This is a genomic window from Arthrobacter sp. ERGS1:01, from assembly GCF_001281315.1.
Classification (GTDB): domain Bacteria; phylum Actinomycetota; class Actinomycetes; order Actinomycetales; family Micrococcaceae; genus Specibacter.
Map to the genome: position 1 here is coordinate 3,489,494 of NZ_CP012479.1, position 14,027 is coordinate 3,503,520.

General features: G+C 67.2%; 12 protein-coding genes. 6 read left to right on the top strand and 6 right to left on the bottom strand.

What is annotated here, in order from left to right; translation table 11 throughout:
- Positions 1-170 precede the first annotated feature (170 nt).
- The 4 genes from paaI (at position 171) to AL755_RS19735 (ending at position 3,455) form a co-directional block, all read left to right on the top strand.
- Positions 171-632, top strand: a complete 462-nt coding sequence (gene paaI, locus AL755_RS19720; RefSeq protein ID WP_054012463.1) for a hydroxyphenylacetyl-CoA thioesterase PaaI — start codon at positions 171-173, stop codon at positions 630-632.
- On the top strand, positions 625-1,941 hold the full coding sequence (paaK, locus tag AL755_RS19725; protein ID WP_054012464.1) for a phenylacetate--CoA ligase PaaK: 1,317 nt from the start codon (positions 625-627) through the stop codon (positions 1,939-1,941). Before paaI ends, paaK begins: the two co-directional genes overlap by 8 nt.
- A gap of 82 nt (positions 1,942-2,023) precedes the next feature.
- The gene (locus AL755_RS19730; RefSeq protein ID WP_054012465.1) at positions 2,024-2,644 is read left to right on the top strand and encodes a TetR/AcrR family transcriptional regulator; all 621 of its coding nucleotides are present in this window, start codon (positions 2,024-2,026) and stop codon (positions 2,642-2,644) included.
- 43 nt (positions 2,645-2,687) lie between these two features.
- The gene (locus AL755_RS19735; protein ID WP_054012466.1) at positions 2,688-3,455 is read left to right on the top strand and encodes a DUF427 domain-containing protein; all 768 of its coding nucleotides are present in this window, start codon (positions 2,688-2,690) and stop codon (positions 3,453-3,455) included.
- A gap of 62 nt (positions 3,456-3,517) precedes the next feature.
- Here AL755_RS19735 and paaZ read toward each other — a convergent pair whose 3' ends face one another.
- From paaZ to AL755_RS19755, 4 genes are read right to left on the bottom strand one after another with little or no spacing between them, the layout of a single operon-like run.
- Positions 3,518-5,650, bottom strand: a complete 2,133-nt coding sequence (gene paaZ / locus AL755_RS19740; RefSeq protein WP_054012467.1) for a phenylacetic acid degradation bifunctional protein PaaZ — start codon at positions 5,648-5,650, stop codon at positions 3,518-3,520.
- Positions 5,651-5,702: 52 nt separating this feature from the next.
- A complete protein-coding gene (locus AL755_RS19745) occupies positions 5,703-6,560 on the bottom strand; it encodes a 3-hydroxyacyl-CoA dehydrogenase family protein (RefSeq protein WP_054012468.1) in 858 nt (285 codons plus the stop codon).
- Positions 6,557-7,363 (bottom strand): enoyl-CoA hydratase/isomerase family protein, encoded by an 807-nt coding sequence (locus tag AL755_RS19750; protein ID WP_445290519.1) that lies wholly within the window; start codon positions 7,361-7,363, stop codon positions 6,557-6,559. The genes AL755_RS19745 and AL755_RS19750 overlap by 4 nt, the downstream gene beginning before the upstream one ends.
- A gap of 11 nt (positions 7,364-7,374) precedes the next feature.
- A complete protein-coding gene (locus AL755_RS19755) occupies positions 7,375-8,598 on the bottom strand; it encodes a thiolase family protein (protein ID WP_054012469.1) in 1,224 nt (407 codons plus the stop codon).
- A 199-nt stretch (positions 8,599-8,797) separates the two neighbouring features.
- Between AL755_RS19755 and AL755_RS19760 the strand changes: the two genes are divergently transcribed.
- Positions 8,798-11,017: a S9 family peptidase gene (locus AL755_RS19760; protein ID WP_054012470.1), complete on the top strand. Its 2,220-nt coding sequence runs from the start codon at positions 8,798-8,800 to the stop codon at positions 11,015-11,017.
- 130 nt (positions 11,018-11,147) lie between these two features.
- On the opposite strand, the gene AL755_RS19765 is transcribed toward AL755_RS19760, so the two are convergent.
- Both AL755_RS19765 and AL755_RS19770 read right to left on the bottom strand, forming a co-directional pair.
- Positions 11,148-11,828: a hypothetical protein gene (locus tag AL755_RS19765; RefSeq protein WP_054012471.1), complete on the bottom strand. Its 681-nt coding sequence runs from the start codon at positions 11,826-11,828 to the stop codon at positions 11,148-11,150.
- A gap of 69 nt (positions 11,829-11,897) precedes the next feature.
- Positions 11,898-12,488 (bottom strand): GNAT family N-acetyltransferase, encoded by a 591-nt coding sequence (locus AL755_RS19770; protein WP_054012472.1) that lies wholly within the window; start codon positions 12,486-12,488, stop codon positions 11,898-11,900.
- 234 nt (positions 12,489-12,722) lie between these two features.
- On the opposite strand from AL755_RS19770, the gene AL755_RS19775 reads away from it, so the two are divergent.
- Entirely contained in the window at positions 12,723-14,024 is a 1,302-nt protein-coding gene (locus AL755_RS19775) for an LCP family protein (RefSeq protein ID WP_160318935.1), read from the top strand.
- Positions 14,025-14,027: the final 3 nt, after the last annotated feature.

The following is a 14,027-nucleotide window of genomic DNA, read 5'->3' on the forward strand; positions in this document are numbered from 1 at the left end:
ACCGACCGTTCGTTCAGAATATAGTGTGACGGACGCCTCGTCAATCACTATTCGCGGCTCTTTGCGCCGGGCTCGCCGGCGGCCCGTCTTTATTCGGCGATGGATTGACAGAACCACCCGAAAGGGTATTACCTAATGAACATTCGGTAAGAAAACGTGAGGAGTGACACATGTCGCCCATCGACTCGGATGTCCACCATCCGATGCTCGCCCAGGACAACGCAACCGAGTGGCTCGGCATCGAGGTGCTCCGGCTCGGGGACGGCCACGCCACGATCGCCATGACGCTCCGCCCGGAGATGATGAACGGTTTTGGCATCACGCACGGCGGCATGATCTTCGCCTTCGCCGATTCCGCCTTCGCCCTGGCCTGCAACCCTGCCGACGGGGACGGCAGCACCGTCACTGTTGCGGCCGGCGTCGACGTTAACTTCCTGGCCCCGAGCCGTGCGGGCCAGCGCATCACGGCCGTCGCCAACCGGCGCCAGCAGCAGGGCCGCAGCGGCCTGTACGACGTCCAGGTCCTGGGCGAGAACGACGGCGTTTCCACCGTCATTGCCGAATTCCGCGGCCGCAGCCGGACCATCCCGAACCGCCACACCACGACAGAAAGGTCCGTCACCGATGACTGACTCAGCCGTAATCGACCCGTCAAAGCTGGACGCCGCCGAGCTCATGAGCCGTGACGAGCTCGAGGCCCTGCAACTGTCCCGCCTGCAGCACACGGTGCAGTACGCCTACGACAAGGTGCCTTTGTACAAGCGGAAGTTTGACGAGACCGGCGTGCACCCCACCGATCTTCGGGAATTGTCGGATCTGGCAAAGTTCCCGTACACCACCAAGGAAGACCTGCGCCAGGAGTACCCGTTCGGCATGTTCGCCGTGCCGCAAAGCGAAGTGGTGCGCATCCACGCCAGTTCCGGCACCACGGGCCGGCCCACGGTGGTGGGGTACACGGCCAACGACATCAAAGTGTGGGCGTCGCTCGTGGCCCGTTCCATGCGCGCCTCCGGCGTCCGCCCCGGCATGAAGGTCCACAATGCCTACGGATACGGCCTGTTCACCGGCGGCCTGGGCGCCCACTACGGCGCCGAAGCCCTGGGAACCACGGTGATTCCCATGTCCGGCGGGCAGACGGAAAAGCAGATCCAGCTCATCACCGACTTTGAACCCGACGCGATCATGTGCACGCCCACCTACCTGCTGACCATCATGGACGCCATGGCGCACCGCGGCATCGACCCCCGCTCCACGTCCCTGAAGTTCGCCGTGTGCGGGGCCGAGCCGTGGACCGAGGAAATGCGCCACGAACTTGAAACCGGCCTCGACATCCAGGCCTGCGACATCTACGGCCTCTCCGAGGTCATGGGCCCGGGCGTGGCCGGCGAATCCGTGGAAACCAAGGACGGCAACCACATCTGGGAGGACCACTTCCGCCCCGAGATCATCGACCCCTTCGACCACTCCACCGTGCTGCCCGACGGCCAGGAGGGCGAGCTCGTGTTCACGGCGTTGACCAAGGAGGCGCTGCCGATCATCCGGTACCGCACCAAGGACCTCTCCCGCCTGCTGCCCGGCACGGCCCGCCCGTCAATGCGCCGCATGGCCCGGATCACCGGCCGCAGCGACGACATGATCATCCTGCGCGGCGTGAACTTGTTCCCGTCACAAATCGAGGAAATCGCGCTGCGCATCCCGGCGCTGAGCCCGCACTTCCAGCTCGAGCTGACCCGCACCGGGCGGATGGATGAAATGACCATCCACATCGAGCCGCGGGAAAACACGACGCCGGCCGACCGCGCCGCCGCCGCCGCAACCTTGAAGGCCCAGATCAAGATCCATGTGGGCTCCTCCTGCATGATCGACGTCGTCGAGCCCGGCACGCTGGAACGCTCCAACGGCAAGCTCAAGCGCATCTACGACAACCGCACCCAGGCCTGAGAGCCTGGGCCCACAGCCCGAGAGATCCGGCGCGCGCATGCGGGCGCCGGGCGGGGCTGGGGACCGTGAGAAACTAGGAACCATGCCCAACACCGCCCCCGCCACCACGCCGACAACCGCCACAAGCAAGCGCGGCCGGCCCGGCTACGACCAACAGTCGGTGCTGCGGATCGCCGTCGACGTCTTCAACGTCCACGGCTACGAGGCCACCTCCATGGGCATCCTGGCGGCCAACCTGGGCATTTCAAAGTCGGCCATCTACCACCACGTGCCGTCCAAGGAAGAACTGTTGCGGCTGGCCCTGGAGGAGGCGATGGGAGGTCTGGAAGAGGTGCTGCGCGAAAGCGGCGCCACGTCCGGACCCGCCGATGCGCGGCTGGAATTCGTGCTCCGCGGCACCATCGCCGTCCTCGTGGAGAAGTTGCCGTTCGTGACGCTGCTGCTGCGCCTGCGCGGGAACACCCAGATGGAGCGCGACGCGCTGGCCCGCCGTCGTGCCTTCGACCGGACCATCACCACCCTGGTCTCCGCCGCCCAGCAGGACGGCACCCTGCGCACGGACATCGAGCCGGGCACCATCACGCGCCTGTTGTTCGGCACCATCAACTCAATCGTCGAATGGTACAAACCGGGAGGAGCCCTGACCGGGGCGAAACTCGCCGACGACGTCATCTCCATGTCGTTCCAGGGCCTGCGCCGGTAAAAATCCCCTCGACAACCCGGCCCCGCGGGCGCACGCTGGTGTCATGGCAACCAAAATCTCCGCATCGCTGCAGGCACTCTCGCGCGAACTCCGTTACGAACCCACCACCAAGCGCATCCGCGCCCTGTTGGGCCAGGCAGTGGCCCTCGATTCCCGCCGCGCCGTCATTGTGTGGGAGCCGCGGCGGGTGGTGCCGTGCTACGCGGTGCCCGCCGAAGACGTGGCCGCCACCCTGAGCCCCGCCACCACCACCCCGGCCGACGGCGCTTCCCCGCCCGTGCTGCACCCGGGCATCCCGTTCAGCCGGCACAGCACACCCGGCGCAGCCCTGGACGTCTCCGCGGGCGGCCAGCTCGCGGCCGGCGACGCCTTCCGCCTCAACGACCCCGACCTTGAGGGGTACGTGGCCTTCAATTCGGAAGCCTTCGATTGGTTGGAGGAGGACGACCCCGTCCAGTCGCACCCCCGCGACCCGTTCCACCGCGTGGACCTCCGGCACAGTTCGCGCCGGGTCAAGGTGACCGCTGGCGACGCGGTGCTGGCCGAATCAGCCGAACCGATGATGGTCTTTGAAACGAACCTGCCGGAGCGGATCTACGTTCCGCCGGCTGACGTCAACTGGGACCTGCTGACGCCCACCGATTCGGCCACCCTATGCCCGTACAAGGGCACGGCCAGCTACTGGAAGCTGGCCGGCGGTCCGGACGGCGACGTGGCCTGGAGCTACCAAAACCCGTTGCCCGAAGCCGGTGAGCTCGCCGGCTACGTGTGCTTCTACGACAACCTGGTGGACGTCGAAGAAATCCGGTGATCGAGCTTGTCGAGATCCGGTCTCCACAGCCTGGGTCTCGACAAGCCCGACCACCGAACTCCCTACTTGTATAGCGTGTCTTCCTTCTCCACGAGGGTCAGCACGTCGTACGTGGCCACGATTTCGCCGTCCTGGTTGTGCAGGATCGCGTCCCAGCAGACCTCACCGTATTCGTCGGTGACGCGGGGCGTGATCTTCTTGGCCGTCAGGGTCACGCGGATCGAGTCGCCGGCGGCAACGGGGGTGATGAAGCGCAGCGCTTCCAGCCCGTAGTTGGCCAGCACGGGGCCCGGCGCGGGCTCCACGAAGAGCCCGGCGGCCCAGGAGACCAGCAGGTAGCCGTGCGCCACGATGCCCGGGAAGAACGGGTTCTGCTCGGCGGCGACGGGGTTGGTGTGGGCGTAGAAGGTGTCGCCGGTGGAGTTGGCAAACGCCGTGATGTCCTCCAGCGTGACCTGCCGCAGTCCGGAGGCGAAGGCGTCGCCAATGTGCAGCTCCGCCAGGGACTTCCGGAACGGGTGGACCGCTCCGGCCGTTCCGCCAAATTCGGGGTCGCCGGCCGTCACGCGGTTGGCGCCCGTGTGCCACACGCCGGTGACGGCCGTGAGCATGTTGGGCGAGCCCTGGATGGCGGTGCGCTGCATGTGGTGCTTGACCGAGCGGATGCCGCCCAGTTCCTCGCCGCCGCCGGCCCGGCCGGGTCCGCCGTGCACCAGGTGCGGCACGGGTGAACCGTGGCCCGTGGACGTGCGGGCGTCCTCGCGGTTGAGCACCAGGACGCGGCCGTGGTGGGCGGCGATTCCGGTCACGAGCGCCTGAGCGGTGGCGGGATCGTTGGTGCAGACCGTGGCCACGAGGGAGCCGGCGCCGAGCGCGGCGAGCCGCACGGCCTCGGAAACGTCGCCGTCGCGGGTGTCATAGCCGATCACGCTCGACACGGGCCCAAACGCCTCCAGCGAATGCACCTCGGGGGCTTCGGCGTCGGCCCAGCTCAGCAGCACCGGCGACATGAAGGCGCCGTCGGCGACCGCGGCCACGGAGCCGTCGGCCCGCGTCACGACCGGCGCGTCCAGGGTGCCCCAGGCCAGCTCGCCGCCGGCCGCGATCATGGTCTCGACGGCGGCGCGGACGTCGGCAAGCTGTTCCAGCGAGGCGAGCGCACCCATTGTGACGCCGTCGGCGCGGGGATCCCCCACCACAACGCGTTCGCTGATGCGGGCGCCAATCGCGTCGATGACGGCCTGCTTGAGCTCGTTGGGCACGATGGTGCGGCGGATGGACGTGCATTTCTGGCCGGCCTTGACCGTCATCTCGGTGACCACGGACTTGATGAACGCGTCGAACTCGGGGGTTCCGGGGACGGCGTCGGGCCCCAGGATGGCAGCGTTCAGGGAGTCGGTTTCGGAGGTGAAGCGGACCCCACCCAGCACCACGTTCGGGTGGCTCTTGAGCGTGTTGGCGGTGGTCGCGGAGCCCGTGAACGCAACCAGGTCGCGGTAGTCCAGCACGTCCAGCAAGGTGCGGGCGGAGCCGGAGACCAGTTGCAGCGATCCGGCCGGCAGGATGCCCGACTCGACCATGGCGCGCACGGCGGCCTCGGCCAGGTAGCCGCTGGGCGTGGCCGGCTTGACGATCGTGGGCACCCCGGCAACGAACGCTGGGGCGAATTTTTCCAGCATGCCCCAGACGGGGAAGTTGAACGCGTTGATCTGTACGGCCACGCCGGGGATGCGGGTGTAGATGTGCTCTGCGATGAACGAGCCGTCCTTGGACAGCACCTCCACCGGGCCGTCCACGATCACGTTCGAGTTGGGCAGTTCGCGCCGTCCCTTGGAGGAGAACGTGAACAGCACGCCGATCCCGCCGTCGATGTCCACCATGGAGTCGATCTTCGTGGCGCCGGTCCGGGCGGAGACCTCGTACAGTTCCTGCCGGCGGTCGTTGAGGTACTGGGCCAGTTCGCGCAGCTTCAGAGCCCGCTCGTGGATGGTCAGCTTGCCCAGTTCCGCCTGGCCCACGGAGCGTGCGTGGGCCACGGCGGCGGCCAGGTCGAGCCCCTCGGCGGAGACCTGTGCCAGCACCTCGCCCGTGCTGGCGTCGCGCGCCGCCACGGATTTGGCGCCGTCGGCCGGGGTCCACCAGGCGTCCTGGACGTAGCTGGGAACCGTTTCAATCGACGTTGCTGTGGTCGTCATGACCCGTCCTTTTCGTGTTGGTCTTGATGTGGGGAGGTGGTGGTGTGGGCGGTTAGGCCCAGTCGAAGAAGCCCTTGCCGGTCTTGCGTCCCAGCTCGCCGCGGGCCACTTTCTCGCGCAGGATCTGCGGCGGCGCAAACCGTTCGCCGAGCGTTTCCGCCAGGTATTCGGCGATGCCCAGGCGCACGTCCAGGCCCACGATGTCCGTGGTGCGCAGCGGTCCGGTGGGGTGCTTGTAGCCCAGCACCATGGCGTTGTCGATGTCCTCGGCGCTCGCCACGCCCTCCTCCACCATGCGCATGGCTTCCAGCGCGATCGCCACGCCCAGCCGTGAAGAGGCGAAGCCCGGTGCATCATTGACCACGACGGCGGTCTTGCCCAGCGCCTCCACCCAGCCTTTCGCCGTGCCCACCAGCTCGGGGCGGCTCTGCTGGGCGATGACCACCTCGATGAGCGTGGACGCCGGAACGGGGTTGAAGAAGTGCAGGCCGATGAAGTCCTGCGGGCGGGCGAGTTCGGCGGCCAGCCCGGTCATGGAGAGCGAGGACGTGTTGGAGGCCAGCACGGCGCCGTCGGCCAGGTGCTTTTCCACGCCCTGCAGCGATGAAACCTTCAAGTCCCAGATTTCCGGGACGGCCTCCACCACCAGTTCGCGGTCGGCAAAGTCGGCGTAGTCGGTAGATACTGTCAGCCGGGAGGCGATCCCTTCCACGGTGCCGGCCAGGCCGCGTTCCACGGACTTGGCCACGGCGGATTCCACCCGTTCGCGCGCGGCGGCCGCGGAATCGTCGTCGCGTTCCACCACCAGCACCTCGCAGCCGTTGATCAGGAAGGCGTGGGCAATTCCGGCCCCCATGCGGCCGCCGCCAAGGACGCCGACGCGGGTGGGCAGGGCGGTTGTTGAGCTCATTTCTTCCTCTTATCCAGAAAAGCCTGCATGCGTTCAAATTTGGCGGGCGATTCAAATAGTTCCGCCTGCGCCCGGTTATCAACCCCGGGGTGCGCCTCGCGTGGTTCGTGGAACACGCGTTTGGTGGTTTGCAACGCCAACGGATCCTGCCGGCCAATCCTGTCCGCGAGCGCGTCCGCGGCGGTCAGGAGGCCCGCCGATTCCACGAGTTCGGTGATGAGCCCCACCCGCAGGCAGTCCTCGCCCGTGAGGATGCGCCCCGCCAGCAGGATGTCCTTGGCGACGGGTTCGCCCACGAGTTCCTTCAGCCGCCAGGTGGCGCCGGCCGCGGCCATGATGCCCAGGCCCGTCTCCGGCTGGCCCATGCGCAGCGAGGGGGTGCCGATCCTGAAGTCGGCGGCATAGGCGAGTTCCGCCCCGCCGCCGAGCGCATAGCCGTCCAGGGCGGCGATGACGGGCATGGGCAGCTTGGCGATGCGGTCGAACAATCCGGAGTTGATGCCGGCCAGGGCGTCGGCGCGACGGCGTTGCATGAGTTCGGCGATGTCCGCGCCGGAGGCAAAGATCCCCTTGGCTTCCGGGGTGCCCGGAATTCCGGAGAGGACCAGCAGCTTCGGCGCGGCCTCCAAATGGGCGCACACGGCGTGCAGTTCGGCCACCATCGCCGCGTCGATCGCGTTGCGCACGGCCGGGCGGTTTAGTTGCACGGCCAGGCGGTCGGCGTTCTCGGTGACCAGCAGCGTGCTGAAGGCGGAGGTGTCCAGGCGGGCGCCGGCGTCGTGCGCCAGGGGCTGGCCCGGCAGGTTTTCCGGCGTCACAGCGCCTCCACGAGCAGCGCGGCGCCCTGGCCCACGCCAACGCACATCGTGGCGAGCCCCATCCCGCCCGGCGCCTCGCGTTCCAGCCGGCCCAGCAGCGTGATGACGATCCGTGATCCGGAGGAGCCCAGCGGGTGGCCCAGGGCGATCGCGCCGCCGTCGTTGTTGACGATTTCCGGGTTGATGCCGAGCTCACGCATGCTGGCCAGCGACTGGGAGGCAAACGCTTCGTTGAGTTCGACGGCGCCCAACCGGCCCACGCCGATACCCTGCCTTTCGAGGATCTTGCGGCTGGCGGCGACCGGGCCCATGCCCATGATTTCCGGGGCCAGGCCGGCCGCGGCGCCGTCGAGGATGCGGGCGCGCGGGGTAAGTCCGTATTTTTGGATGGCGCGTTCGGAGGCGACGATGATCGCGGAGGCGCCGTCGTTCAGGCTCGAGGCGTTGCCGGCCGTGACCACATTGCCGCCCTTGACCACGGGGCGCAGCCCAGCCAGGACCTCCAGGGTGGTGCCGGGGCGGGGGCCCTCATCGGTGTCGACCACGGTGTCGCCGCGACGGCCCTTGACCGTGACGGGGACAATCTCATCCCGGAAGCGGCCGGCGGCGATGGCGGCCAGTGCGCGTTCGTGGGAGCGGACCGCGAAGGCGTCGCAGTCCTCCCGGGAGGTCCCGTACACGCGGGCCACCTCCTCGGCGGTTTCCGGCATCGAGAACGTCATTTTCCCGTCGCGGGACAGCTCGCCGGAGAGGAAGTTGGGGTTCGAGAAGCGCCAGCCAATGGAGGTGTCGAAGGTGTCGCCGGGCTTGGCGAATGCCTTTTCCGGCTTCGCCATGACCCAGGGCGCGCGGGTCATCGATTCCACGCCGCCGGCCACCACGATGTCCGCGGCGCCCGCCTTGACCATGTGGCTGGCCATCGTAATGGCGCTCATGCCGGATGCGCAGAGCCGGTTGACGGTGATGCCGGGGACGGTGTCCGGGAAGCCGGCCAGCAGCCACGCCATGCGCGCCACGTTGCGGTTTTCCTCGCCGGCGCCGTTGGCGTTGCCCAGGATCACCTCGTCGACGTCGGCCGGGTCAATCCCGGTGCGGGCCATCAGTTCCCGGACCGCAACTGCGGCGAGGTCGTCGGGCCTGACGGAGGCGAGCGCTCCCCCGTAACGACCCACGGGCGTACGGACGCCTCCCACCAGGAATGCCTGCGGTGCTGCGGACATGGACACACCCTTCAACGTCGTGGCCGGCGCGGCCCATGCCGTCGCCGGGTACGTGCGGTAAATTACCGACCGTTCGTTCTATAAATATTCCATGTGATGGGGCACACGGTCAACCACCCGTCCAAAACGGTGCGCCGCGCGCTCCGCTGTCGGCATACTCGTAGGTCCGCAAGCGGCGGGGCTGGCTACAGTGGATTCCATGACGACTCCCGACTCCGCAGTCTCCCCGTCCACCGCCACCGCAGCCTCCGCCGCCACGCCCGCCGGACCGCCCGTGGCCAGGAAGGCGCCAGTTGCCCGCACGCACCACGGCGACACGTTCACGGACAACTACGAATGGCTGCGGGAGAAGGAAAACCCCGAAGTCATGGCGCACCTGAACGCCGAACAGGCCTACACGGACGCCGTCACGGCCGGCCAGGAGCAGCTGCGCACGGACATCTTCAACGAGATCAAGAACCGCACCCAGGAAACCGACCTGTCGGTGCCCAGCCGAAAGGACGGCTGGTGGTACTACGCCCGCATGGTGGAGGGCAGCGCCTACTCCATCCAGTGCCGCGTGAAGGCCGACGGCGACGGCAGCAACGTCGAGGACTGGACTCCCCCGGTGGTTGAGCCCGGCGTGGACGTCCCGGGCGAACAGGTCCTGCTCGATGGCAACGCCGAGGCCGAGGGCCAGCCGTTCTTCTCGCTGGGCGGCGCCGCCGTGACCCGCGACGGGAACCTGTACGCCTACGCCGTGGACAACGCCGGCGACGAGCTGCACACGGTGCGCATCAAGGACCTGCGCACCGGCGAACTGCTCGAGGACGTCATTGAAAACGTGTTCTACGGCCTCACATTCTCCCCCGACGGCACCACCTTGTACTACATGCTGGCCGATGATTCCTGGCGCCCGTACCAGGTGAAGACCCACGTCCTGGGCATGCCCGTTTCGGAGGATGCGGTGATCTACCAGGAGGACGACGTCGCCATGTGGACGGGGATCGGCCTCACGGCGGACCGCCGCCAGCTGGCCGTGAGCGTTGGCTGCTCCGAGTTCAGCGAGACCCGGCTGCTTGACTTTGCCGCACCCGAGAAGGGCCTGCAGGTGCTCATCCCGCGCGGCGAGCACATCCTCTACGACGCCGAACCGTTCCTGTGGGAGGGCGCCGAAAAGGTGCTGCTCACCCATGACCGGGACGCCGTGAACTCCATGATCTCGCTGGTGGACCGGGAGGAGTTCGCCAAGCCCGTGGCCGAGCAGTCCTGGGCCACCGTGATCGCCCACGACGACGCCGTGCGCATCAACGGCGCCACCGTCACGGCCACCCACATGGTGGTGTCCCTGCGCAAGGACACGATCGAGCGCATTCAGGTCACTGCGCTGGAAGGCCTGGGCACCGCGGCGCAGGCGGCCGGCGTCGAGCCCGCCTTTGATGAGGAGCTCTACACGGCGTCGATGGGCGGAACCGAGTTTGAATCGCCCGTGATCCGGCTGGTCTACACCTCGGATTTCACGCCGCCGCGTGTTTACGACTACGTGCTGCCCACTGCTGCCCTGCCCGACGGCGAGCTGCTGTTGCGCAAGGAGACGCCGGTCTTGGGCGGCTATCGTTCCGAGGACTACGTGGCCACCCGCGAGTGGGCCGTGGCCGACGACGGCACCCGGGTTCCGCTGTCCGTGCTGCGCCGGGCGGACCTGCCCCGGGATGGCGCGAACGCGGGCGTCGTGTACGGCTACGGCTCCTACGAGGTGAGCATGGACCCCGGCTTTGGCGTGCCCCGGTTGTCGCTGCTGGACCGCGGCGTGGTGTTCGTGATCGCGCACGTGCGCGGCGGCGGCGAAATGGGCCGGCACTGGTACGAGGACGGCAAGAAGCTGAACAAGAAGAACACCTTCACCGACTTCGTCGCGGCCACCGACTGGCTGGCACAGTCCGGCTGGGTGGACCCGTCCCGGATTGCGGCCATGGGCGGATCGGCCGGCGGCCTGTTGATGGGTGCCGTGGCCAACCTGGCACCGGAAAAGTATGCGGCAATCGTGGCGCAGGTGCCGTTCGTCGATGCCCTGACCACCATCCTTGACCCGGACCTGCCACTGTCCGCGCTGGAGTGGGAGGAATGGGGCAACCCCATCACCGACCCGGCCGTGTACACGTACATGAAGGAGTACACGCCGTACGAGAACGTGCGCGCCGTGAAGTACCCGAAGATTGCGGCGGTGACGAGCTTCAACGACACCCGCGTGCTGTACGTGGAGCCGGCCAAATGGGTGCAGGAGCTGCGCGAAGTCTCCACGGGATCCGAGCCGATCGTGCTCAAGATCGAGATGGACGGGGGCCACGGCGGCGCGTCCGGCCGCTACGAGGGTTGGAAGACCCGGGCCTGGGACTACGCATTCCTGGCCGACGCGATCGGGGCCACCGACCTCCGGTAAGGCCCTCCCGATCTCGGGAAGTGCCGCCGTTCGCGCGTTTCGCCAAAGCCACGGCTACAGCTGCGGCGAAACGCGCGAGCGGCGGCAATTCTCATGGGGGGTGGCGGGCGCCGGGACCAAATGGTCCCGGCTAAACTGTGAAGTGCTGCATGTCGGACCAACCGGCACGCTCCGATTGCATGCGCGCCAAAAGCTCCGCCATTTGCTCACAGTTCGCTGACGTTGGGCGACGCCAGTTGTCGGCTACGCAAAACATGGGCGAACCCTCCCCTTGCGAGTTGTGGACGGGAAAGCAGATCAACGGCACCTCCACCCCTCGACGGCGCCCCCGGCGCGGAATGCGATGAAGCTCCACGGTGCCGGGTCCGACCTCTGCCCATGGCAGATGAAAGACGGGAGTGGGTTGCGGGATCCGCGCCCAACACGTCATGCCTTGCCCGTCGACGGATACCGCGAATCCCAGACGCATCCTACCGGGCGGGTGGTCGAGTGCGGTGCCGGCAGGGGGCAGATCGGCCATTTGCAAAAAGGTGGCGGCCGCGACGCCAAAAACAAAGTCATCCGGCCGCCGCTTTTGAACTCCCCGAACCAACCGCGCCGGGCCGATGCGTGGCACAACCCGGTTGTAAATCGTCGCCGCCAGCCAGTAAATGGCCGCTGCCAGCACCATGAGAATGGGCGGCGGCACATCCAACCCCGCATTCAGCATGCCGATAACCAGCAAGCCGCCCAGGCAAGCCCAAACGGCAGCGCTAAACAACCAACGCAAAGCAGATACAACCCGGTGCGGCAGGTGGTATTTTCCCGTCATCGAGCTTCTTGGCATGCTTATGTCCCCCCGGTCGATCAATTCTGGTTCGAGTCGTGACAAAAATTTGTCTTACTCTAGCGGCTCCCGGAACGTCGCGTAAATGGCTTCCGAGGTCCACTCGCCCTTGAGGTACATATTGTTGACGAGTACGCCTTCGCGGTGCATGCCAAGCCGTTCACACAGGGCGGAGGAGGCGTCGTTGCGGGCGTCCAGCCGGGCCTCCATCCGGTAGAAATTCAGCTGCCCAAACGCCAGCTCCAGCACGGCGCGGGCCGCCTCCGTGGCATAGCCGCGGCCCTGTGCGGCCGGCGAAAGGGTCCAACCGATCTCGCCCACCCGTTCCGGTACGCCGCCGTCTTCCGGCACCCCACTATCTTCGGGCTTGCCGCCGTCGCTCCATTTCAGCGCGATCTCACCGATCAGCGCGGTTTGGCCCTTGAGGGAAAGGGCAAAGGAGGCCCAATCACCCGGTCCGTCAAAGGTGCCGCCCATGAATTGCGCGATCTTGCCCATGCACTGGGCGTAACTGCGTTCCGGACCCAGCTGGTAGCGGGCGGTTTCCGGGAGCTTCTGGTAGGCGTAGTAGTCGTCCAGGTCGTCCGTGGAGAACCGTCGCAGCACCAGGCGCTCGGTGGTCAGGGGAAAGGGGATTTCAACCATGGCTACACCCTAGGACGATTCATGTCCGCAAGGTAACCGCGGCGGGCCCTGACGCTGGGCGCCGGCCGGGAGTTCCCCCAGAGTTGCACGGATTCCGGCTCCATGGGCGCCCGGCCGTGCCACGATTGTCTAGCCGGCGAAGGTTTCATTGCCGGAAGCCGGCGTGCCGGTGTGTCCCGGGACTGCGAGGAGCACGTCAATGCGGGTGGAAACGAGCAGTCCAAAGGCGCCGCAATGACCACCGCGGCCCATCACCTGCGGCGCGTCCGCCGGTGGAGCCTTCGGCGAAGGATTGTTCTGAGCTCGCTGGCCGGATTGCTGGCCGTGGTGCTGGCAGCGGCCGGTTTCGTGGCTTTCACCGCCGCCAAGGTCAACAACAACATCATCCGCTCCAGCGCGCTCGACCATGTCGCGTCGGTTCCCAAGCTCACCGCGGACACCAACATCCTGGTCATGGGGCTCGACTCCCGCGTGGACGAACAAGGCAACCCGCTCTCCCCCGCGCTGTATGACGCGCTCGACGCCGGCGACCAGAGCATTGGCGGCTACAACGCCAACGTCCTGATGCTGATCCACATACCGGCGAACGGGTCCAGGGCCACGGCGATTTCCATCCCCCGCGACGACTACGTCCAGATCACCGGGATCCCCGGCGAGTCCGTCTACGGCAAAATCAAGGAAGCCTACGGGGACGGCCTTGCGGCGGCGCAAACCCAGCTGCTGGCCGAGGGGAAACCCAACGACCAGGCAACCTACCAGCTGGCCAGGGACGCCGGCCGGGCCGCCGAGATCTCCACCGTGACCACTTTCCTGGGGGACGTCCACATCGACCATTTCGTGGAAGTCACCATGGCGGGGTTCTATGAGGTGTCCGAGGCCGTCGCCCCCATCACCGTGTGCGTCCTCCAGGCCACCCAGGACACGTATTCCGGCGCGAACTTCAAGGCGGGCCTGCAGCAGATCGATGCCAAGCAGGCCATGGCCTACGTACGCCAGCGCCGCGACACGTCCAACCCCGACTACGCGTTTTCCGATCTGGACCGTGAACGCCGCCAGCAGGCGTTCATCGTTGATGTCCTCCACGAGCTCAAGCAGCTTGGCACCCTGACGAACATCCCCAAGATGGAGACAATCCTCAACGATGTCAGCTCCAACATTGTGGTCGACAAGGGGTTGAACCTGATCGATCTGCTCCAGGAGGCCACGTCCGTCACCAACGGGAACATCTCCTTCAGCACGTTGCCCATCACGGGATTCTCCACGGCGCCTAACGGTGAATCCATCAACACCGTGGACGTGCCCCAGGTCCAGGCCACCGTGAAGACCCTGCTGGCGCCGCCCGCCGCACCCAAACCGTCCACGCACCCCACTTCCACCGCGAAAACGTCCGCGAGCGCCGCGCCGTCGGCACCGCCCACGGCAGCGTCCAGCGCAACCGCCAAGGCTTCAGCCAAGGCGTCCAAGGCCCCTACGGTGACCACCTATTCGGACTGGACGGGGGCGTTGCAGGGCGGCACCATCCCGTGCGTGAAGTAGGCG

What these genes read in the sequence shown, in the direction of transcription:
- AL755_RS19775 (WP_160318935.1), top strand. Translation starts at nt 12,723, where the DNA reads ATGACCACCGCGGCCCATCACCTGCGGCGCGTCCGCCGGTGGAGCCTT.
- AL755_RS19735 (WP_054012466.1), top strand. Translation starts at nt 2,688, where the DNA reads ATGGCAACCAAAATCTCCGCATCGCTGCAGGCACTCTCGCGCGAACTC.
- AL755_RS19755 (WP_054012469.1), bottom strand. Translation starts at nt 8,598, where the DNA reads ATGTCCGCAGCACCGCAGGCATTCCTGGTGGGAGGCGTCCGTACGCCC.
- AL755_RS19730 (WP_054012465.1), top strand. Translation starts at nt 2,024, where the DNA reads ATGCCCAACACCGCCCCCGCCACCACGCCGACAACCGCCACAAGCAAG.
- AL755_RS19745 (WP_054012468.1), bottom strand. Translation starts at nt 6,560, where the DNA reads ATGAGCTCAACAACCGCCCTGCCCACCCGCGTCGGCGTCCTTGGCGGC.
- paaZ (WP_054012467.1), bottom strand. Translation starts at nt 5,650, where the DNA reads ATGACGACCACAGCAACGTCGATTGAAACGGTTCCCAGCTACGTCCAG.
- AL755_RS19770 (WP_054012472.1), bottom strand. Translation starts at nt 12,488, where the DNA reads ATGGTTGAAATCCCCTTTCCCCTGACCACCGAGCGCCTGGTGCTGCGA.
- AL755_RS19765 (WP_054012471.1), bottom strand. Translation starts at nt 11,828, where the DNA reads ATGACGGGAAAATACCACCTGCCGCACCGGGTTGTATCTGCTTTGCGT.
- paaK (WP_054012464.1), top strand. Translation starts at nt 625, where the DNA reads ATGACTGACTCAGCCGTAATCGACCCGTCAAAGCTGGACGCCGCCGAG.
- paaI (WP_054012463.1), top strand. Translation starts at nt 171, where the DNA reads ATGTCGCCCATCGACTCGGATGTCCACCATCCGATGCTCGCCCAGGAC.
- AL755_RS19760 (WP_054012470.1), top strand. Translation starts at nt 8,798, where the DNA reads ATGACGACTCCCGACTCCGCAGTCTCCCCGTCCACCGCCACCGCAGCC.